This window comes from Sphingopyxis sp. RIFCSPHIGHO2_12_FULL_65_19 (assembly GCF_001830555.1).
Taxonomy (GTDB): domain Bacteria; phylum Pseudomonadota; class Alphaproteobacteria; order Sphingomonadales; family Sphingomonadaceae; genus Sphingopyxis.
Genome location: NZ_MIAM01000041.1, coordinates 40,883 through 62,346, shown reverse-complemented (window position 1 = coordinate 62,346; position 21,464 = coordinate 40,883). Strand labels below are relative to the sequence as shown.

17 protein-coding genes are annotated in these 21,464 nt (G+C 64.7%); 3 read left to right on the top strand and 14 right to left on the bottom strand.

Annotated elements, in window-relative coordinates:
- Positions 1 to 7: 7 nt before the first annotated feature.
- Positions 8 to 742 (bottom strand): helix-turn-helix domain-containing protein, encoded by a 735-nt coding sequence (locus A3E77_RS11930; protein WP_293646165.1) that lies wholly within the window; start codon positions 740 to 742, stop codon positions 8 to 10.
- 104 nt (positions 743 to 846) lie between these two features.
- On the opposite strand from A3E77_RS11930, the gene A3E77_RS11925 reads away from it, so the two are divergent.
- Together A3E77_RS11925 and A3E77_RS11920 are read left to right on the top strand one after the other, a co-directional pair.
- Positions 847 to 2,016, top strand: coding sequence for an acyl-CoA dehydrogenase family protein (locus A3E77_RS11925; RefSeq protein WP_293646163.1), 1,170 nt, complete (start codon positions 847 to 849; stop codon positions 2,014 to 2,016).
- A 27-nt stretch (positions 2,017 to 2,043) separates the two neighbouring features.
- Positions 2,044 to 3,258, top strand: coding sequence for an acetyl-CoA C-acetyltransferase (locus tag A3E77_RS11920; protein WP_293646161.1), 1,215 nt, complete (start codon positions 2,044 to 2,046; stop codon positions 3,256 to 3,258).
- Positions 3,259 to 3,338: 80 nt separating this feature from the next.
- On the opposite strand, the gene A3E77_RS11915 is transcribed toward A3E77_RS11920, so the two are convergent.
- From A3E77_RS11915 to A3E77_RS11900, 4 genes are all read right to left on the bottom strand, one after another.
- On the bottom strand, positions 3,339 to 3,752 hold the full coding sequence (locus tag A3E77_RS11915) for a RidA family protein (RefSeq protein ID WP_293646159.1): 414 nt from the start codon (positions 3,750 to 3,752) through the stop codon (positions 3,339 to 3,341).
- A gap of 17 nt (positions 3,753 to 3,769) precedes the next feature.
- On the bottom strand, positions 3,770 to 4,924 hold the full coding sequence (locus A3E77_RS11910; protein ID WP_293646157.1) for an alanine racemase: 1,155 nt from the start codon (positions 4,922 to 4,924) through the stop codon (positions 3,770 to 3,772).
- The gene (locus A3E77_RS11905; RefSeq protein WP_293646155.1) at positions 4,921 to 5,550 is read right to left on the bottom strand and encodes an HAD family hydrolase; all 630 of its coding nucleotides are present in this window, start codon (positions 5,548 to 5,550) and stop codon (positions 4,921 to 4,923) included. The genes A3E77_RS11910 and A3E77_RS11905 overlap by 4 nt, the downstream gene beginning before the upstream one ends.
- Positions 5,551 to 5,715: 165 nt before the next feature.
- Positions 5,716 to 6,615 (bottom strand): LysR family transcriptional regulator, encoded by a 900-nt coding sequence (locus A3E77_RS11900; protein WP_293646153.1) that lies wholly within the window; start codon positions 6,613 to 6,615, stop codon positions 5,716 to 5,718.
- A 207-nt stretch (positions 6,616 to 6,822) separates the two neighbouring features.
- Here A3E77_RS11900 and A3E77_RS11895 point away from each other — a divergent pair, with 207 nt between their 5' ends.
- On the top strand, positions 6,823 to 8,895 hold the full coding sequence (locus A3E77_RS11895; RefSeq protein WP_293646151.1) for a S9 family peptidase: 2,073 nt from the start codon (positions 6,823 to 6,825) through the stop codon (positions 8,893 to 8,895).
- Positions 8,896 to 8,902: 7 nt separating this feature from the next.
- On the opposite strand, the gene A3E77_RS11890 is transcribed toward A3E77_RS11895, so the two are convergent.
- The 9 genes from A3E77_RS11890 to A3E77_RS11850 all read right to left on the bottom strand — a co-directional run bounded on the left by A3E77_RS11890 (position 8,903) and on the right by A3E77_RS11850 (position 21,300).
- Positions 8,903 to 10,297, bottom strand: coding sequence for an NAD(P)/FAD-dependent oxidoreductase (locus tag A3E77_RS11890; protein WP_293646149.1), 1,395 nt, complete (start codon positions 10,295 to 10,297; stop codon positions 8,903 to 8,905).
- Positions 10,294 to 10,662 carry a cupin domain-containing protein gene (locus A3E77_RS11885; protein WP_293646147.1) on the bottom strand — a complete coding sequence of 123 codons (369 nt, stop codon included), beginning with the start codon at positions 10,660 to 10,662 and terminating at the stop codon, positions 10,294 to 10,296. Before A3E77_RS11885 ends, A3E77_RS11890 begins: the two co-directional genes overlap by 4 nt.
- Positions 10,663 to 10,677: 15 nt before the next feature.
- The gene (locus tag A3E77_RS11880; RefSeq protein WP_293646145.1) at positions 10,678 to 11,403 is read right to left on the bottom strand and encodes an amino acid ABC transporter ATP-binding protein; all 726 of its coding nucleotides are present in this window, start codon (positions 11,401 to 11,403) and stop codon (positions 10,678 to 10,680) included.
- Positions 11,400 to 12,053: an amino acid ABC transporter permease gene (locus tag A3E77_RS11875; RefSeq protein WP_293646143.1), complete on the bottom strand. Its 654-nt coding sequence runs from the start codon at positions 12,051 to 12,053 to the stop codon at positions 11,400 to 11,402. Before A3E77_RS11875 ends, A3E77_RS11880 begins: the two co-directional genes overlap by 4 nt.
- Positions 12,053 to 12,784, bottom strand: a complete 732-nt coding sequence (locus tag A3E77_RS11870; RefSeq protein WP_293646141.1) for a substrate-binding periplasmic protein — start codon at positions 12,782 to 12,784, stop codon at positions 12,053 to 12,055. The genes A3E77_RS11875 and A3E77_RS11870 overlap by 1 nt, the downstream gene beginning before the upstream one ends.
- A 34-nt stretch (positions 12,785 to 12,818) precedes the next feature.
- Positions 12,819 to 15,245 (bottom strand): penicillin acylase family protein, encoded by a 2,427-nt coding sequence (locus tag A3E77_RS11865; RefSeq protein ID WP_293646139.1) that lies wholly within the window; start codon positions 15,243 to 15,245, stop codon positions 12,819 to 12,821.
- A 12-nt stretch (positions 15,246 to 15,257) separates the two neighbouring features.
- Complete coding sequence (locus A3E77_RS11860; protein ID WP_293646137.1) at positions 15,258 to 16,463, bottom strand: M20 aminoacylase family protein; 1,206 nt, start codon at positions 16,461 to 16,463, stop codon at positions 15,258 to 15,260.
- A 114-nt stretch (positions 16,464 to 16,577) separates the two neighbouring features.
- The gene (locus tag A3E77_RS11855) at positions 16,578 to 18,185 is read right to left on the bottom strand and encodes an AbgT family transporter (RefSeq protein WP_293646135.1); all 1,608 of its coding nucleotides are present in this window, start codon (positions 18,183 to 18,185) and stop codon (positions 16,578 to 16,580) included.
- A gap of 100 nt (positions 18,186 to 18,285) precedes the next feature.
- Positions 18,286 to 21,300 carry a TonB-dependent receptor plug domain-containing protein gene (locus A3E77_RS11850; RefSeq protein WP_293646133.1) on the bottom strand — a complete coding sequence of 1,005 codons (3,015 nt, stop codon included), beginning with the start codon at positions 21,298 to 21,300 and terminating at the stop codon, positions 18,286 to 18,288.
- Positions 21,301 to 21,464: the final 164 nt, after the last annotated feature.

Here is a 21,464-nt window from a genome sequence, read left to right as displayed (position 1 = left end):
CTCCCCGCTAAGCGGCGGCGAGTTGTTTGCCCAGTTCGGCGAGCGCGCCGCCGATATCGTCCAGCGCGTCGTCGGGGCGCGATCCGACGACGAAGGAGGCGGTAAGGCAGAAGCCCGGTGCGACGCCGGTGATCGCGGCGGCGGCGGTATGCACACCGCGATGCGCGTGGCCGCGATCGAGGCCGAACCCGCGCGCGGCAGCATCCGCGACCTGTTCGGCATAGGCCGCGAACGTCAAAGCGGACTGCCAACGGACGGGCGCAAAGCGTCGCGCCAATTCGATTTCGCCGATTGCCTGGGCTGCCGCGATCGCACGGCCTGCCGCGCCCGCGCCCAGCGGTTGCCGCTGATCGTCAGCCAGCGCGAGGCGCATCCCGGCATCGCTTTGCGCATGCGCCACAAGCTGCATCCGGTCGCGCGAGGCGATGCGCCACAATCCCACCGCTGTTTCATGCGTCTGGGCAAAGCGTGCCATGGCGGGTTGGGCCCGGTCGACGAGTTGTCGGGTCCGATTCTGTCGCAGGGCGTCCGCCGTCTGCCACGCGGGCGTCAGGCGGTATAATTTTGTTCGCGCATCGCGCTCGATCGCGCCTTCGCCGACCAGCGTTTTCAGCAGGTTGAGGCAGCTCGACGGGCTGACGCCGACGAGACGGCCGATATCGGACAGCGACAGGGCGTCGGAATCCGCAAGGATGCGGAGGATTGCAAAAGCCTTGGCAACCGATGGCACCGGACTGGTCATTCGCGCAGGATATTTTCATATATATGAAAATACAATTCTGAATATTGAAGTTATCCCGCAAAAGGGGGTATTGGTTGGGACAAGATTCGACAGGGAGAGCCGCCATGAGCAACATCGGTATGGACGCCGACATTTTCGACCAGTTCATCGAACAGCTCGAACGTTATGTCCGCGACCGGCTGATCCCCGCCGAGCAGGAAATCATCGAGACCGATCAGATCCCCGCCGACATCCTGGCCGAAATGCGCGACATGGGCCTGTTCGGCCTGACGATTCCCGAAGAGTTCGGCGGCGCGGGCATGAACGTCAGCCAATATGTCCGCACCATCCACACACTGTCCTATGCGATGCCGGCGTTCCGTTCGATCATCTCGATCAATATCGGCATGGTCGCTTCGGCGCTCAAGAATGGCGGCACCGACGCGCAGAAGGCCGAATGGCTGCCGCGTATCGCGGCGGGCGAAATTGCGTGTTTCGGGCTGACCGAACCCGGATCGGGTTCGGATTCGGCGGGTCTCCAGGCGACGGCGGTTCAGACCGACAACGGCTGGGTGCTCAACGGCACCAAACGTTACATCACCAATTCGCCCTTTGCGAAGCTAGGCCTGATCATGGCGCGGACGAGCAAGGAAAATTTGCCCAAGAACGCGCATGTGTCGGCTTTTCTCGTCCCGCTCGACGCGCCCGGCGTGACGATCGGCAAGTCGGACAAGAAGATGGGCCAGTCGGGCAGCCATATCGCCGACGTCATCATGGAGGATGTCCGCGTTGGAGGCGAGGCGCTGCTCGGCGGCGAGCTGGGCAAGGGATTTGCTTATGCGATGATGAGCCTCGACAACGGCCGCATGTCGGTCGGCGCCGCGGCGACCGCCTATGCCCGCCGCGCGCTCGACAGCGCGGTCCGCTATGCGACCGAGCGCAAGGCATTCGGCGAGCCGATCGCCAATTTCCAGCTGATCCAGCAGATGCTCGCGCAGAGCGAGGTCGACATCTATGCCGCCGAATGCATGATGGAGGATGTGACGCGGCGCGCGGATGCGGGCGAGAATGTCCTGCGCAAGGCCGCGGCCTTCAAGGTGTTTGCCAGCGAGATGTGCGGGCGCGTCGTCGATGCCTGCGTCCAGGTTTATGGTGGCGCGGGCTATCTGGCGGAATATGATGCCGAGCGTTTCTTCCGCGATGCGCGTATCTATCGCATCTACGAAGGCACCACCCAGATCCTGCAACTTCAGATCGCCAAGCATATGCTGCGCGAGTTCCACGCCCAAGGCTGACCCCAATCCATCGACCGGAGATTTCGCATGACCCTTCGCCGCGCCGCTATCGTCGCCCCGATCCGCACCGCGGTCGGCAAGTTCGGAGGCGCCCTGTCGTCGATGACCGCCGGCGAGCTGGGCGCGGTGATCCTGAAGGCGCTCGTCGAGCGGACGAAGATCGACCCGTCGCGGGTCGATGACGTCGTGTTTTCGCAAGGCTATGGCAATGGCGAGGCGCCCAGCATTGGGCATTGGTCGTGGCTCGCCGCTGGGCTGCCGCTCGACGTGCCGGGTTACCAGCTCGACCGCCGTTGCGGCTCCGGGCTCCAGGCGATCGCCAATGCCGCGATGATGGTGCAGACGGGCATGTCCGAAGTCGTCGTCGCAGGCGGGGTCGAATCGATGTCGAACGTCGAACATTACAGCACGGACATTCGCAAAGGCGTTCGCGCAGGCAATCTGACGCTGCACGACCGGCTGACGCGCGGGCGGCTGATGTCGCAGCCGGTTGAACGTTTCGGAGTGATCAGCGGGATGATCGAGACCGCCGAAAATCTGGCGAAGGATTATGGAATCAGCCGCGAAGCATGCGATGCCTATGCCGTGCAGAGCCATCAGCGCGCCGCGGCGGCGTGGGCGAACGGGCTGTTCGACGAAGAATTGGTGCCCGTGTCGGTGGCGCAGAAAAAGGGCGATCCGGTCGTTTTCGCGCATGACGAAGGCTACCGCGCCGATGCAACAATGGAGACGCTCGGCAAGCTGCGCGCACTCGAAGGCGGGGTGGTCACTGCGGGCAATGCCAGTCAGCAAAATGACGCCGCGGCGGCATGTCTGGTGGTGGCCGAGGACAAGCTCGACGAACTCGGGCTTGCGCCGATCGCCTGGTTTCACAGCTGGGCTGCGGCGGGATGCGACCCAAGCCGGATGGGCATCGGCCCGGTCCCGGCAGTCGAGCGGCTGTTCGCACGCACCGGGCTTGGTTGGGGCGACATCGACCTTGTCGAACTGAACGAGGCGTTTGCGCCGCAGGTGCTGGCAGTGCTCAAGGGTTGGGGCTGGTCGGACGACGACAGTCGGAACGAGATATTGAATGTCAATGGCTCGGGCATCTCGCTCGGCCACCCGATCGGCGCGACCGGCGGACGCATCCTTGCCAACCTGACGCGCGAGCTGGTGCGCCGCGATGCCCGCTATGGGCTGGAGACGATGTGCATCGGCGGCGGGCAGGGCATTGCCGCCATTTTTGAACGCGCCGCCTGACCGACCGGCGCGGCGCGTCGCGGCACGATTGATGTTCGGCCATCGACGGTGACGATCGACGCAGGCCGCGTGGGCGTTCGTCAGGCGCTCCAGTCGGCGCCCGCATCGACGGCAATGATTGCCTCTATCTCGACCAGCGCATCAAAATGCAGAGGGCCGCATGGAATGATCGACCGTGCCGGGCGATGGGCACCAAAGACGGCGGCGTAAGCGCGGTTGACCTCGTCCCAATGCGCTACGTCGGTCACATAGATGGTGCACCGGAGGACGTCGTCGAGCGACGCTCCGATCACGCGCGCGATCGCTTCGATGTTGCGGAGCGCGAACGTGACCTGATCGCCGACCGATGGCGGGGCGGACCCCGCCATCGCGGCAGTCACGCCGAGCTGCCCCGACACATAGAGCGTGTCGCGGTGCAACACCGCCTGCGCATAATGACCGCCGGGCGGCGGCGCGGCGGCGCAGCGTATTTCGGTCATTTTCTGGATCGTCATCGCCATTGCTCCCTTGCTTACCAGCCGCTTGTTCGCGGCCATTCCGCCACCAGCTTTCCCGCGCGCAGAACATCGTATGACGCATAAGGGGCGCAGGTCAGGCAGGCGTGGCCCGGCAGGATGCGGACGAGGCTGCCGATCGGAAGGCGGCCAAACCAGCTTGCGTCGGGGATGGGCACGGCGCCATGTTCCTGATGGACGGTTGCGACGGTCAGCGAAGCCAGCGGTGCGAGCGTGGCGGCATCGCAGACGAGACCATATCCCGCATTGGACATGAAACGGTTTGCCCCCACATCTTTGGAAAGGGCGAGGGCGCCGGCGTCGAGGATCAGGCTGGGGCTGGGGCCGCGGCGCTGATGGCCGATCACCGTCGCGAGGACGGACACGGCGATATGCTCGCGCGCGCAGACGCCGCGCGACCATTGGGACAGGTCGCCGAACAGGTATATGCCCGCGCGAACCTCCGTCACGCCTTCCAGTTGATCGGCGAATGCGACCGTCGGGGTCGAACCGATGCTGACGATGGGGCAAGGAAAGCCGTGGCTTCGCAGCAATTGCGCCGATGCCACGGCCGCATGGCGTTCGGTTTCGGCCAGCGCGCGGATCGATGCGGGATCGTCGAAGGCATAGGAATGCCCGGCGTGGGTCATTACGCCCATCAGCTCGACATGCGGGGAACCGTGCGCGACCGCGCGGGCGACGGCGACCAGCTCGTCCGACGCCGGTTCGGTGCCGCTGCGATGTTCGCCGCAATCGATTTCGACGAGGATGCCGAAGCGCGCACCGAGTGCAGACGCGGCCTCTCCGGTGGCAATAGCGGTGCCCCTGTCGTCCAGGGTGAGCAAGAGGCGTGCACCATGGTCGCTCTGGATGCGATGGACGCGCGGTAGTTTCGCGGGAGCGATCGCCGTGGTGTAGAGGATGTCGCGCCAGCCCGCGGCAGCGAAATGCTCTGCTTCGGCCAGGGTCGACACGGTGATCGGCCCTTGCTCGCCATCTGCGGCAACCCGCGCCACATCGACCGACTTGGCGGTTTTCAGATGCGGTCGCAGGGTGACCCCGAGGCGTTGGCAGTGGGCGCGCATCTGTGCGGCGTTGCGTTCCAGACGGTCGGCGTCGAGGATCAGGCGCGGGGTGTTCAATCCGGCGAAGATGGTGTCCGCGCCCGTCATGGCAGCGTCCGCAGCGGGTCGAGGGTGTCGGCGATCAGAAACGGTCGCGCTGCATTCGCGACAAAGGGCAATCCGGCGCGGTTGTGCCAGAAAACCGGCATGCCGACGCCCGCCGCCCCGGGAATATCCGCGGGCGACCCCGCCACGAAAAGCGTTTTTTCGGGATCGCTGCCGAGTTGGTCGAGGACGGCGCGATAGGATTCCGGCCGCGGTTTGTAAAATCCGGTTTCTTCGGACGTCAGGACGGCCGAGAAGCGAACGCCGACGCGCTCTGCTGCCTGCCGTCCCAGCGATTTTGAACAATTTGTTATGACGCCAAGCGCAACGCCGCGCGCGCCGATCCTGGCGAGTATCTCCTGCGCCTCCGGCCAGGGCCGGAGCCTGTTCCAATCCGCAACCAGCCGGTCGGCCGCCGATGCGGCCACCCCCGCCTTGATGGCGGCTTCGCGGACGAGATCCTCATAGGGGCGATAGGCACCGCAGCCATAGGTCAGCTCCAGATAGGCGTGTCGCCAGCGCAGCCCGTCCAGGGCCGATCCGGCCGCACGGTTCCACAGCGACCATGAATCGAGAAGAGCGGTCAGAAGGTCGAAGACCACGGCTTCGACAGGGGCAAGCTGTTTCATCGATCGAAATCCAAACGCGATAGGCAGGGCGAAGGCGGCGCGGCCGCCGCCGGGACGATAGCGGTGCTGCTGTCCGGTCCGCTGCGATTAGCAATGACGTGATCGGACCGGCAAATGCCCGTTGCAAATGGTTTGATGCCGCGCCGTATCCGCGGCGATCGCGGTTTACGCCGTTGCCAGTCGCCACAAGGCTTCGGCGGAGGGCGATTGCCGACCGCGCGGCCGATACAGCCGGACATCGACCGGAATGTCCCAGCGCGCGTCGCCCGCGCGCACCAGCGTGCCGTTCTTCAGATCGTCGGCGACGATGCTTAACGGCAGCCATGCCAATCCCTTGCCATCCTTTGCCATGCGCGCGAGGATCAGTGTGTGCGAGGTGAACACGGGGGAGAAACGCACGCGGGCTGCGGTCGCATCGATCATGGCCGATACTATGCGATCCATTCCCGATTCCGCGCCATAGGCCAACAGCTGCACCGGATGATCACTGTCATCGGTCAGCGGGTGCAGCGGGCCTGCCTCCTTATCCAGCGGGGCGCTGACCGGAACCAGCGCATCGGGGCCCAGCGATATTGACTGGAACCCCGCGCCGTCGAGCACCGACGGCGCACCCGGATGGAAATAGCACAAGCAGAAATGGGCCTTTCCGCCGAGCATCATCTGTTCGGACGTGCCCATATTGTCGGCGGTCAGCTGAATCGGGATTTCGGTGTCTGTCATCGCCTGAAGCGCCGCGAGCCACTGCGGAAAAAAATTCAGCGCCAGGGCGTGCGTGACCAGGATTTTGACCATCGATGCCGACGTTCCGGCAATTTCCTGCACCTCGCGCCGCCCGTGCTCAATCTCTCGCAGCACCGTTTCGGCGATCACGGCAAATCGCTTGCCGGCGGGCGTCAGCACCATCTGATGCGTGCTGCGGTCGACGAGTTCGACGCCGAGCCATTCTTCGAGAGCGCGAATGCGGCGACTGAACGCCGGCTGGGTCACGCAGCGCGCCGACGCGGCTCGCGAGAAATTGCCGGCGAGTATCAATGCGCCGAAATCCTCCAGCCATGCCATTTCCATCACTCATGCCCCTTCGGCCACTTGGCCGCTTGTAATGGCCCAAGGACGTGTGACTACCCCTCCTGATCGGCATGGATTGATCCACATTGCGCATTGGAGCCGCGGTCGTTCGATGGGCAAGCTGGGTCGATCGTGGCATTGGCCTGCGCCAACAGGCCTGATTTAGGGGTGGGGCCTGTGCCAACAGGCTTGTTTAAGGGGGTGGGCATGGGTTTCGACATTCTGCGGCGCGAACGGCAGAGCTGCCGCGCCATCGCATTGGCTGCGATGCTGGGAGCGGCGATCATTACACCGGGCCTCGCGGTCGGCGCGGCGGCGCCGGGCACTGCGTCGCCATCCGCGCTGGTTCCGCGCGACGCGCTTTTCGCGTCGCCCACCTATTCGGAATTGCAGATCAGCCCCGATGGGCAGCGGCTTGCCTTCCTGCACCCGCTGGACGGGGTGCCCAACGTCTGGGTCGCGCCGATCGACGATCCCAGGGCGGCCGTCCCCGTCACCCGGTTCGATACGCGCCCGCCCGACGGATTCCAGTGGAGCCCCGACGGACGCTATATTCTGGTGCTCAAAGATGTCGGCGGCGAGGAGCACAGCCAGCTGTGGGTCGCGAACCTCGAAAAGCGCACCGTCGTCAACATGACCGCCGATCCCGCCGTGCAGACGAAGATTGTGAAGCTGTCCAAGCACCGCCCTGGGGAAGTTCTGGTCGGCATGAATATCCGCGATCGCCGCTATCGCGACATTTATCGCATCGACCTCGCCACCGGGAAGCGGACCGAGGTGTTTCGCAACGAAACCAATTATATCGACGTCATTGCCGATCCCGATTTCAATATCCGGCTGGCCGTTCGCGGCAATATCGACGGGTCGTCGACCTATATGCGCCTCGACCCCGCCGGGCCGAGCGAGCTGATGACGATTCCGCTGGCCTCGCTGCGCAATTCCAAGATCCTCGGGCTCGACCGCCAGGGAAAGCTGTTGATGTTCGACAGCCGCACCAGCGACAAGGCGAACCTTGTCGCGGTCGACATCGCCACGGGCAAGACGACTTTGCTCGCCGCGTCCATGCGTGCCGATATTGTCGATCCCCTGTTCGACGAAGCCAGCGGCGCGTTGCTCGCGACGCGCGAAGACCCGCTGGTCAGCGAATGGACTGTCCGGTCGGACGATGCGCGCGCGGAGTTCGCCGCGCTGGAAGCGGCGGTGGCCGGACCGTTCAAGATCGTCGATCAGACCCCGGACAACGCGCGTTGGCTGCTTCTCGAAACCGTTCCGAACCGCCCCGATCGCTATAGCTGGTGGAACCGCAAGGACCGGGCGCTCGTGCCGCTGCTGTCGACGCGGCCGGACCTGGCACAGCAGACACTCGCCCGCCGTCTGCCGGTCAGGATCGCGTCGCGGGACGGGCTGACGCTGCCAAGCTATCTGACGCTTCCGACGAATGCGAAGCTCGGCGATGACGGCATGCCCGTGACGCCGGTCCCGATGGTGCTCCTCGTCCACGGCGGCCCTTGGCTGCGCGACGATCTGGCCTTTGACCCGCAGCACGCGTGGCTCGCCGACCGTGGCTATGCGGTGCTATCGGTCAATTTCCGCGCGTCGGGCGGGTTCGGCAGCGATTTCATGGCAAAGGGCGATCGGAAATGGTCGGAAACGATGCACGACGACCTGATCGACGGCGTGCAATGGGCGATCGACAAGGGCGTGACGGCGAAGGATCGTGTCGCGGTGATGGGGCTGTCCTATGGCGGCTATTCGACGCTGGTTTCGCTGAGTTTTACGCCCGACACCTTCCAGTGCGGCGTCGATCTGGCCGGGCCCAGCGACCTGGTAAAGCAGGTCGCTCTGATGCCCGACTGGTGGACCTGGCAGCGCCCGCAATTCGTCAACCGCGTGGGTGATCCGGCGACCCCCGAAGGCGCGGCGGACCTGATGCGACGTTCGCCGATCGCGCGCGTCGACGCCATTGCGAAGCCACTCCTCGTCACCAACGGGGCCAACGACCCGCGGATATTTCCCAGCCAGTCGGAAGAGATTGTCGATGCGCTAAAAGCGCGCGGAAAGCCGGTGACCTATGCCTTCTATCCCGACGAGGGGCATGTTTATGCAAAGGACGCGACGAACATTTCCTTTGCCGCGATCGCCGAACATTTCCTGTCGAAATGCCTGGGCGGACCGGCCGAACCCTATGGCGACGACCTGGCCGGGTCGCGCGTTGAGCTGAAAGCGGGTGCGCAGTTCATCCCCGGTCTGGAGGCTGCGCTCGGGGACTTGGCAAAGTGAGCGGCTTTTAGGGTTCGCCCAGAAATTTGGCGAGGCCCGCGTCGAGCGGGGGCGGCCGTTTGGCCGCCTCCGCCACGTCCATCCGCAAATAGGCATTCTGGACATAGCGGATGCCCGCCCAGCGCAGCGGTTCGACCTCCCAGTTGGGCGCCTGCGCGCGGACATAGGGCGCGTTCGGATCGGCCGCGCGGCCGACGATCAGTCCGGCGAGCGCGCGTGCACAGATCGCGCTGCTGATCACGCCGTGCCCCGTATAGCCATAGCTGTAGCCGATGCGCTGGACAGGGTCGAAATGAACGGTCGGCAGCCAGTCGCGCGGGATGCCGAGATAGCCTGCCCAGCGGTGCGTAAATTCGATCCCGTCCAGCGCGGGCCACCATTCGGTCAGCCGGTCGCGGATCCATCCGAAATTGGCGTTTTCGCGCAGCGCGACCTCGTCCATGTCTGATCCGTAGCGATAGGGCGCGCCGCGGCTGCCGAACAGGATGCGCCCGTCGGCGGTGCGGGTGAGATAGTTGGTGGTGTGGACATAGGAGGACAGGCATTCGCCGCCGCTCCACCCGACGCGGTCCCACTGAGCAGCGGTCAGCGGCGCAGTGAGCATGATTGTCGAAGCCATCGGGATGAGCCGGCGGCGATAGGCGGGCTGCGCGGTCATATACGCTTCGCCCGCCAGCACCACCGCGCGCCGCGCGCGGATGGTGCCCCCCGATGTGATGAGCGCAGGCTGTATGCCCGCGGCGGTTTGCAACACCTCGGTCCCTTCATATATTCGCACGCCGCGCCGTTCCAGCGCCCGCGCAAGGCCGCGGACGAGGCGTCCGGGATGGATCGTCCCGCCAGCGCGTAGCCGCATTCCGCCGTGAACCTGGGTTGCGTGCACCGCGTCCTGCGCCTGCGATGCGCCGAGCAGTTCGCAGCCATCCCCCATGCCCAGCCGGGCATAGGCGTCGAACGACTGCTGCAACGACGGCAATTGCCTGGCGCTGCGGGCGAGGGTCAGCACGCCCACGGACCGGAAATGGGCGTCAATGCCTTCCTCGTCGCAAATCCGGCCGACGTCGTCGACCATGGCCTGCTGCGCAAGCAGCATCGACCGCGCCGTCGCGGCACCGAAGCGCCGGGTGAGCGCGGCGGGGTTGATCGGGAAACGCGGCGAGCACCAGCCGCCATTGCGTCCCGACGCGCCGAAACCGCAAAATTGCCGCTCGACGATCGCGATCGACAGGTCCGGATTGTCGCGCAGCAGATAATAAGCGGTCCATAGCCCGGTAAAGCCGCCGCCCATGATCGCGACATCGACCGTCGCGTCGCCGGTCAGGGCAGGGCGCGGCGTCAGATCGTCGTCGCAACTCGCCAGCCAATAGCTGCCGATGTCGGCGGGGGGAACGCGCGCGGTCATGGTGCGCCCTGGCCTTCATCAAAGACGATGAAGATTTTTTCGCTTTCGCGCAGGATTTCCCAAGTCCCCATGCTTTCGGGCGGGAAATAGGCGGCCTGACCGCCGCAGATATGGATCGGCTCGCCGCCGTCGGGATGGAAGATCGCCTCGCCCGACAGGAAATAACAGAATTCGGCCTGCATCACCTGCCGGCGCCAGGCTCCCGGGGTGCAGTGCCAGACGCCGTGGCGGCTTGCGCCCACGCCGGGAATCGCCGCCGACCGCACCTGCGAGACCGGCTGGCCGAGCGGCACGGGGACGGGCGCGATCGCACCTGCGGCGAGGAGTTCGTGCGGACGAAACAGGCTGATCGCATCGGCGGTCATCGGTGGCTCCCGAAGTCAAAGAGGGTGACGGACGCGGCTGAGGAACAGCCGGGTTCGATCGGTTTTGGGGTTGGAGAGAAATTCGGCTGCCGGACCCTGTTCGGCAATTGTGCCGCCGTCGACGAACAGGATCTGGTCCGCAGCCTCGCGCGCGAAGGCGATTTCGTGGGTCACGACGATCATCGTCATGCCGCCGTCGGCAAGGTCGCGCATCACCTTCAAAACCTCGCCAACGCGTTCGGGGTCGAGCGCGGAGGTCGGTTCGTCGAGCAGGATGGCGCGCGGCTCCATCGCCAGTGCTCGCGCGATGCCGATGCGTTGTTGCTGGCCGCCCGACAAATGGCGGGGGAAGGCCTGCGCATGGCTCGCCATGCCGACCCTTTCGAGCAGCGCCATCGCGCGCGCCGTCGCTTTGGCGACCGGCTGGCCGAGCACATGCACCGGACCCTCGATAATATTGTCGAGCGCGGTGCGGTGCGGGAACAGATTGAAGCGCTGGAACACCATGCTCACCGCCGCGCGGACCTGTGGCAGCGATTGCGGCGTAACCGCGACGCCATCGACCTCGATCGTTCCTGCATCGTGGCTTTCCAGCCCGTTGATGCAGCGCAGGATCGTCGATTTGCCCGACCCCGAAGGGCCGATCAGGCAGGCGACCTCGCCCGCTGCGACGTCGAAGCTGACGTCGCGCAAAACGTCGCGCTCGCCGAAGGATTTGCGGACGCCGCGTAGCCGGATCATTTGCGTGCGAACCGGCGTTCGAGCGCGCGCACGGCCGCCGCCATCGGCAAGCTGGCGGCGAGGTAGAGCAGGGCGATCAGGAGGTAGACCGTGCCATTCTTGAAAGTCGAGATTGCCAGCAATTGCCCCGCGCGCGTCAGTTCGGCGATCGTGATCGTTGAGGCGATCGATGAATCTTTCAGCAGCATGATCGTCGTATTGCCGAGCGACGGCAGCGCCGCGGGGATGCCGAGCGGCAGCACGACGCGGCGCATCAGCACCGGCCATGTCATGCCGAGCATCGTGCCCGCCTCGATCAGATCCTTGTCGACCGACGACAGGCCGCCGCGGAAATTTTCGGCCTGGTAGACCGAATAGGCAAGGCCGAGACCGAGCACCCCCGCCGCGAAAGGGGGCAAGTCGAGTCCCCATTCGGGCAGGACGAAATAGATGCAGAAGAGCTGGACGATGATCGGGATGCCGCGGATGACGTTGATGATCGCGCGGCTGATCCAGCGCAGCGGCGCAAAGCGCGCATAGCCCATGAGCACCCACAGCAGGCCGAGCGCGATGCTGACGGCCAGCGCAGCGGCGGTGAGCAATAGCGTCATGCCGAGCCCGCGCAGCAGGACCGGCAGGAACAGTGCGGCGTCCGCAAGAAATTCCTGCATCAGCCAAGCCCCCAGCGACGCAGAATCGCAGGCATTTCGTCTTTCCGCAGGCGCGCGATCGCGTCGTTCAGCCGGGCGAGGAGCGGATTGCCTTTCTCGACGATCAGGCAAAGATCCTCTTTGACCGGCGGCGTGAAGTCGTCGGCCATACGGACTCGCCGCTGCGGGCCGACGCGAAGCTGGTAGCGGAGGATGGGGTCGTCGCCATAACCGGCGTCGATCCGGCCGTTGGCAAGGTCGCGGACGATTTCGCCCAACCCGTCATAGGTTTTGACGCGGCCGACGCCGGCGCCGCGGAGCTGGTCCACAAAGCGCGTGCCGACCTGTGCGCCGACGCGCTTGTCGCCTATGGCGGACAGGGCGGGATAGGCGCCGCGATCTTCGCGTCGCACGACCAGCCCGCCGCCATAGGAGAAGACCGGCGCGCTGAAATCGACGATTTTTTCGCGGTCGGGAGTCCGCTGCATCGCCGCCGCGATCATGTCGATCCGCCCAGTTGTCAGCGAAGGGATCAGGGCGGCAAAGGGCGCGGCGCGATAGTCCCCCGTCAACCCAATCTCGCGCAGCACGCGTCGCGCGATGTCGATCATCGCGCCGGTCAGTTCGTTGGTTGCGGGGTCGACATAGCTGAACGGAACGCCCGTCGGTGACGATCCGACCCATAGTTCGCCCGGCGCACGCGATTGGCGCGCGCAGGCGGTGATCGGCATCAGGCCGAGCATAGCCAGCATCGTCCGCCGTTCCATCATCGCCGACCGCCGCGCGCTAACGGGCTTTTGGCCGATATTCGATCGTCGTCGCGGCACGCGCCGTCTTGCGTATTCGGTCTGGCGACAGCTCGATCTTCTTCAGCTCGTTCGTTTCGTGCATTATCGTCTGGTCGGTGAGGTGCGGGTTGCCCTTGCCGTCGGGGCCGATGAAGAGATTCTGCCCGCCCGCATCGACGACCGAATAGAGCGCACGCCGGTCAGCGCCGATCTCCATCAGCCCGACCCAGCTTTCGCCGCCATTGTGCGGCGCCATCGTCGGGCCGAGGCGCAGCACCGCAGACAGGCGCTTTTCGGGTGCGTCCTCTGCCATCTGGGGACGCGCGGGGGTTTCGAGCGACGCATCGAAATATTTCCAGAAGATCGGCTGCTTCCACTCGGCCATATCCTTGCCGGCGAAACGGGGTTTGACCTCGGCAAGTGTCGCCTTGATCGTGTCGATCATCACCGCGGTGCGGTCGCGCCCGTTGAAATAGTCGACGGCGAGCGGCGCCCCCGCGGCATCGCCCTGAAACGCGCGCAGCAACAGGCTCGACTGATAGGTGAGGTAGCGCCCATCGTCGATCGCCTTCCACCAATTGCCCATATCGTCGCCGAAAACGACGCGCGGCGCGACCTGAAGCCAGGCGCGATAGAGGGTCAGGCCGGGGTCGTCATAGCGATGGTCGCCGTCGCGATCCTGATAAAGCCCGTTGAAGCCGAGCATATATTCGCCCGCGCGCTTCACGTCGGGATCGTCGCTCGCCTCGATCGCCTTGCGCAGATAGGGCGCGAAAAAGTCGGGCGCCGCCTGATTGCGGTCGACCGCGCCGAGCGCGTTGAAAATCCGGCCGTTGAACTCGCGCATGTCGAGCAGGGTTAGCGCCTCCCCATTCTTCGCCAGCCGATCGCCGAGCCATGTTCGGAACGTCGCGCCGATGCGGGCATTGTCGCCCTCTTGCGACCAGCCCGTCGCCTTGCTGTTCCATGAAAAGAGATAGCCCTGCCGCGGGTTGATCATGTGCGGCTTTTCATCGCGCGTCAGAAAGCCGGTCCATTCATATTCGCCGGTGCCGGGTGTCGGCAGGCGTGGATCGACCCCGGCGGCTTTCTTTGGCAGCGCGCCCGCCTCGAAATAGGCGATCGTGCCATCCTCGCCGCCATAACAGGCGCCCAGATTCCAGCCGAGCCGGTCGACGCCCTTTTCGCGAAACTCGGCGAGGCTTTTGGCGCGGCCCATTTCGGCGAAGGCGATCCATGTGTCGAGTTCGCGGCCGTGGACCCCCATCTGCTGTGCATAGGCGGTCCCGTTTTCGGCATCCCATGCGATCACGGGCCCGTGGATCGTCCACGCCACTTCGTGCGTCACAGCCGCGCCGTCCTTGACCTTGAAGGTCTCGGTCCGATGCTCCATTTTTTTCCATGCGCCCTTGTACCAATATTCGTAACGGTTCTTCGGGTTGAGTTTTTCGGCAAAGACGGTTCCCGCTTCGCTGCTGCCCGACACAAGCAGCCAGCCGTGCTGGGCGCCGCGCCCCATCGTTGGCACGCCCCAGCCGGTCGAGCCAAAGCCCGCATTGTCGAAACCGCCGCCGTGCAGGTGGATTTCGGGGCCATCGGCGGTCGCTTCCATCATCAGCACCTTGCCGCTGGCCGATTTTTGGGGGCCAATCACCATGCAGCGGCTCGCGCCTTTCACCGGCTTGCGTGGCGCCACCTGCGCTGCCGCCGACGCGACGCCGCCCGGCGGTAGCTGGACCGGCGCGAGCACGGGGGTCGGCACCGGCCGGGCAGGGGCAAGATCGTCGCCAGCGGGGATGGTCGTGGGGGAATCGGGATCGGAAATGGGCACGACATCGTTGAAGATCGCCCAGGCTTTTTCCGGGCCGTAACGCGCCGTCATCTCGGTCAGGAATTTGAGGTTCTGGATCTCATAGCTATCGCGGCCGAGCGGCGCGGCGGTGATCAGCGCAAGATATTCGGTCAGGCTCCAGCGCGTCGGCTTGATTCCCCAGCGGATGAATTCGAGCGGGGTCAATCGGGCGGGATCGGCATTCACTTCGTCGATGCGCTTGTTGATGCCGTCGACCATCGCCTGGATCATTTCGCGATGCTCGGGCGCCAGAGCCCTGTAACGCTGCATCAGCACGGCGTCGGGCAGCTTGCGGCCGCGCATCATCTTGTCGCTTTCGAGCGCCGAGGCACCCACCAGCTCGGCGCGGCGGCCCTGCGTGTTGTGGCGCGCCAGTTCCATCGCGGCGAGGCGGTCGTGCGCGATCGCATAGCCCGCGCCGAACATCACCGCGCCCGACGTGTCCGCCTGGACATGCGGCACGCCGAAATCGTCGCGGTAGATGCTGACCTTTTCCTGCGCCTGTACGGGCGGAATCGCCGCCAGCAGCAATGCGGCGGAACCATGAAGCAGGGCGGCAATCGAACGGCGCATCCAGGCGTCTCCCTAAGGCATGTGTTTCGGCAGGAATGTTTCGGTCAGCGCGACCCACAGCGCCGCCCCCGTCGGCGAAATGCTGTCGTCATAGGCATAGTGCGAATTGTGCAGCATCACCGACCCCGGCCCCTCGTCGCCATTGCCGAGGAGGAGGAAGCAGCCGGGAACGACGTCGAGGTAGCGTGCGAAATCCTCGCCCCCCATGCCCGGCGCGTCGAGGTCGACGAAGCGGTCGGGACCGACGATGCCGATCGCAATGTCGCGGACGCTTGCGTAAAGATCGGCCGGATTGTGCAGGGCGGGATAGCCGCGCTCATAATGCAGGTCCGCCGTCGCGCCGAACGAGGCCGCGATGCCGGTGACGATTTCGCGCAGGCGCCGTTCGGTTGCGTCCTGGCTGGCGCGTGACAGGGTGCGCACCGTACCGCCCAGGCGGGCCTCGTCGGCGATGATGTTGAACGCGGTGCCCGCCTCGACCTTACAGATCGAGACCACTGCGGCGTCCATCGGGTCGGTATTACGTGCGACGATGCTCTGTACCGCGACGATGATGTGCGCCGCGACGAGCACGGGATCGACCGTCAGGTGCGGGCGCGCGGCATGGCCGCCCTTGCCCGACACGACAATTTCGAACTTGTCGGCGGCGGCGTAAAGCGCGCCCGCGCGTCCGGCGAGCTTGCCTGCGGCGATGCCCGGCCGGTTATGGATGCCGAAAATCGCGTCCATCGGGAAGCGATCGAACAGCCCGTCGCGGATCATCGCGCTGGCGCCGCCGTCGGGATCGCCGCCCGGCCCCTGATAGCCCAGTGATTCCTCTGCGGGCTGAAAGATCAGGTGGACCGCGCCGTCGAAGTTGCGCGTCGCGGCGAGATGCTTTGCGGCGCCAAGCAGCATCGTCGTGTGCCCGTCGTGGCCGCACGCGTGCATCACGCCGGGGGTGCAGGATTTATGATCGGACTCGGCGAGTTCGGTCATCGGCAGCGCGTCGATGTCGGCGCGGATGCCGATCGCGCGGCTTGACGTTCCGGCGCGGATCGTCGCGACGATGCCCGTGCCGCCGATGCCGGTCGCGACCTCGTCGACCCCGAAGCTTTCGAGCAGGTCGAGGATGAAGCGGACCGTATCCTGTTCGTGAAAACCGAGTTCGGGATGCTGATGGATATGCCGGCGCCAGGCGGTCATGTCGGCTTCGAGTGGTGTCAGGTCAACGGACATGGGGACGCACCTCCTGGCGCAGCGGCAAGATCAGGCTAGGGGCGGCAAGCATCCGACCCCAATGCTTATTGAACATCGTTACATGTTCGGCGGCGGATTTCATTGTCGGCTCCCTCAAGGTGCGCCGTGCGATGCAACCGGATAAAAGACCTGTGCATGCGGGCCGAGCGGCAGGTCGAGTGCGACCCAGGCAACGACCATCATGATCCCGGTTGCCATGAAGCAGAGCGCATAGGGCAGCATCAGTGCGAGCAACGATCCGACCCCCATCGATTTGTCCCACCGCTGGCAAAAGACGAGGACGAGCGGGAAATAGCTCATCAGCGGCGTCATGATGTTGGTATAGCTGTCGCCCATCCGATAGGCGGCGGTCGTCATTTCGGGACTGATGCCCAGCAGCATGAACATGGGCACCACGACCGATGACAGAACGCTCCATTTCGCCGTCGCGGACCCGATGAACAGGTCCATGATCGACGACAGCAGCAGCACGCAGACGAGGAGCACGGGGGCGGGCAGGTTCATGCCGCGCAGATTTTCGGCGCCGCTGATTGCGATGATCGGCCCGATGCCCGACCAGTTGAACATCGCGACGAAATGGGCCGCGAAGAATACGAAGACGAGATAGGGCGCAATGGTTTTCACCCCCTCGCGCATCATCGCGATGACGTCGGCCGAATTTTTGACCGTGCCGACAGCGCGGCCGAAGACGACCCCCGTAAAAAGGAACAGCAGGAACAGGGCCGCGATCATCGAGCCATAGAGCGGTTGGAGGCGGATCGGGCCGGTGGCATCCTGGTCGATGAACGGCGTATATCCGGGCCACAGGCACAACGCCGCGAAGAGTGAAACCACCAGCAAGGCGGCAATCCCCGCGCGGCGAAGCCCCCGCCGTTCATCGTCGCTGAGATCGCCTTTTTCCAGGTCGGCGCGCAGTTCGTCGTCGACCTCCTCATTCCATGCGCCAAGGCGCGGTTCGACCACCCGGTCGGTGATGAACCAGATGATCGGTGTGAAAAAGACAACGATGCCAAGGATGAAATACCAGTTGCCGAGCGGGTTCATCGTCCATCCGGGCTCGACGATGCGCGCGGCTTCCTGTGTAAAGCTGAACAGCAGGACGTCGAGCTGGCCGGGCATGATATTGCCGGCATAGCCCCCCGAAACGGCGGCAAGCGCAGCGGCAATTCCGGCGAGCGGATGCCGCCCGACCGACGCGAACAGCACCGCCGCCATCGGGATGAGGACGACATAGGCGGCGTCGGCGGCGTGGTGCGACACCATGCCGACCACCGCGATGATCGGCGTCATGTAGCGGCGCGGCGTGTTGCGGAGCGATCCCCGGATCAGCGCGAAGAACAGCCCAGATCGCTCGGCCACCGCTGCGCCCATCATGATTGTCAGGATGATCCCGAGCGGCGTGAAACTGGCGTAGGTGCGCGGCATTTCAGTAAAAAGGCGCGCGATATTGTCGGCTGAAAACAGGTTCGACGCGCGATAGGTCAGGACGCCGTCCGCGAGTTCGGCGCCCGCGGGCGCGGTCTTGCCCGAATAGGGTAAAGACGCGCTCCACCCCAGCGCCGCGCCGATCGCCGACACGATCATCAGCACGATGATCAGATAGAGGAAGATGATCGTCGGGTCGGGGAGCAGGTTCCCGACCCGCTCGACAAAGCCCAGGAAGCCCCTCTGACGCGCGGGGCGGACGGCTTCGGTATTCAAGATCGCGCCTTCCTGACCGGGCAAGGTGGATTCTCCTTCTAGAACGACATGAGGCCCGCGTGCGCGAATGTCACGCGGGCCTCATGCGGCAGGGTCGGGATCAGAAGTTCACTTCGAGCCCGACGCGGACGACCGGACCGAATTGCTCGAAACCGCCCCCCGACGGATCGATGACCTGAACCGATTCCATCACCGGCAGCTTTTCGTTGAAGAGGTTGGTGACGCCGAACGAAAATTTCGCTTCCTGCGGACCGTTCATCGAGAGCGTGTAGGAGGCCGAGATGTCGTTGTAGAAGCGCGACCCGGTGCGGTCCGGCGACAGAAGTTCGCGGCTGATCCCCGGCGAGATGTCGGTCAGCGCCTGGCTGGACTGGTAACGCCCTTGCCAGCCAAGCGTCAGCGGGCCGCTCGAATAGGTCAGGCCGACGACACCCTTATATTTGGGATAGCCGTAGAAACCTTCGAGCACCGTGAAGAGGTCGGGCCGCGACTGGAAGGTGTAGGTCCGCAGGCGGTGCAGGTAAGTGAACGCCAGATTGGCCGAAATGCGGCCGCTACCGAGCGGCCGGGCATAAAAGACCTGCGTGTCGAGCCCCGACGTTTCCAGCTTCGACGTGTTCACATAAGTGCTGTTGCCCGTCGTGATGCCAAAGAAGTTGGGGCTGGCGGTGTTTGTTTCGCGCGTGATCAGCGAACAGAGGTCGAGATCGGGTCCGCCCGCGCGGTCGACGCAGTTCTCGGCGATCTGCTGCGGGCTGAGGAAGCTGATCGCGTCGTCGATCTCGATGTTGAACCAGTCGGCCGAAATCTGGAGTCCCGGCGCGAAGTTCGGGGTGAGCACGATGCCCGCCGTCCAGCTGTCCGACACTTCGGGGCTGAGATTCTGGTTGCCCGATACGATGAAGGGCACCCCGACACCGCCGTTGAGCGGGGTAAATCCCGCGGGACGGCCGAGCGCGGCGCAGTTGGCGGCGCGGTTCGGGTTGAGCCCGAGGTTGGTCTGGGCGCAGGGGTCGTTGACGTTGGTCGTCTGCCCTTCGCTCGGGCGGAATGCCTCGAAAATATTCGGGGCACGGATGGCGCGGCTGATCGTCGCGCGCAGGCGCAGACCGTCGGTAGGCTCCCAGATCGCGCCGGCCTTCCAAGAGGTTGCCTGTCCAGCGTGGCTGTAATCGGCGTGGCGGACGGCGCCCTCGACCGACAGCAGTTTGAAGAAGGCCATGTCGGTCAGGATCGGGATGCTGAGTTCCCCGAAAAATTCGGTGACGTGATAGCCGCCCTCATAATCCTGCGTCGCCGCCTGGTTGGTGAGCCCGGCCTTGACCAGCGGGTCGGTCGTGCGGCCGTTGCGTTCCTTGCGATATTCGGCGCCCAGCGCGAAACCGACCGTGCCGCCACCGGGCATCGTCAGGAATTTCTCGGTATCGCCTGCGAGCGAGAAGCCCGCGGTCGTCTGGCGGATAAACGCTTCGGAGACCGTCGTCGCCTTGACGAAATTGCGCGCATCATCCGAGCTCGCGGTCGAACCGAAGGGGTTGAACGGCGAGCAAGGGGCGCTGCCCTGAATATTGGGGCGCACATAGCCGACCGGCTGAAGCGCGGGCACGTCCATCCGGCAGCGGATCTGTCCGCTCGACGGATCGACCACGGCATCAAGCGCGGCGAGCAGGTTGGGGACGACGAGGCGGTTATAGCCGATGAACTTCGCCTTGGTCCGGCCATAGGTGCCGTAGACATCATAACGAAGGTCGGCAAAGCCGGTCTCGAACTCGCCCTTGAAGCCGCCGACGAAGGACAGGCTGTTGCGGTCGACCTGGCTGAAGCGGAGGCCGACGTCGGTATAAAGCCGATCGAGGCGCAAGGTCGTCGCACCCGCTGCGAGCAGGTCCTGGCGGAAATCTTCGTTCAGGAAGGCGTTTTGCGCAATGTTGATCACGGCGCCCGACCGGATCACCGGCTGGCCGCGGCCATAGCTCGACGTATTGTTATAATCGACGCCGAAATAGCCGCGCACGCTGTCGCTGAAGTCATAATGCGCGCTGAGGTTGAGGTTGTAGCGTTCGATATCGGGAACGATCGAGATCGAATCGTCGAAGCGGAAACAGGCGACGCCGCAATCGTCGAAAATCCCAAACAGGCTGCCGTCGGTCAGGCTGGGGGTGGGGAAGGGGCGCACGGTTCCGTCGTCGTTGAAGACGAAACGGCCGAGGCCGCCGGTGTCGCCGCCGAAACCGACGACGCCATAGCCCGAAAAACGCAAAGCTTCGCCGCCGGGGGTGACGATATAGTCGGGAATGCCGTCGTCGGGGCCGGTGTCCGCGGGATTGATCATGGCGACATAATTTTTCATGTCGGCCTGGCGCGGCGTGATTTCCTGCACCTTCGTATAGTCGGCGGCGACCGTGATGTTGCCTCGGCCTTCGCTGAAATTCTGGCCAGCGACCAGGCTGGCACCATAGGTCAGGCCTTCGCCACCGCGCGTGGGCTGCGAGCCGTTGAACGACAGGCGAAATCCGTCGAAATTATCCTTGAGGATGATGTTGACCACGCCCGATACGGCGTCGGAGCCGTAAATTGCCGATGCGCCGCCGGTGATGACCTCGATGCGTTCGATCAGATTGGGGTTGATCGAATTGAGGTCGATCGCGGTGCTGTCGGTGGCGCCCGCGACGCGGCGTTTGCCGTTGACGAGCACAAGGGTGCGGTTCGATCCGAGGCTGCGCAAATCGACGAGCGCCAGACCGCCGCTGTTTTCGCCGCGCGAGCCCGAGGCGCCCGTCTGCTGGCTTTGCTGCATGCTCCCGGAAAAGCCGATCGACGGTTGCTGCGCGAGCGCGCGGCCGATGTCGAATTGCGCATTATTATTGTCGAGCGCTTCGGACGTGACGACGCCGACAGGTGTCGGCAGGTCGAGAACGGGACGGCCGATGCGCGACCCCGTCACGACAATGTCATCGCCTCCCTCTATCGCCTGCTCGTCAGCCGGTGCGGTGGTGTCCTGGGCTTGCGCGGTGCTCGCGAAGCTCATCAGACCCGCGTAAAGCGAGATCGCGATAAGCGATGTGGAAATGTTGAGCTTGCCGCTCGCGGCCGCAGTTGCCGGTCCCTCGATCATGTTTTTTCTCCGCCCTGAACCCTGCCAAGGCCGCCTATTCGGCGGTTAGTGCTAGGGTTCAGCCTGTCTATGGACATGCGGTCATCGTTCCCAATGCCGGTTCGACATAGAATCATTCGTGCGGCGTGGGCGTTGTTTGCGTAGCATTATTTCGCGGGATTGCC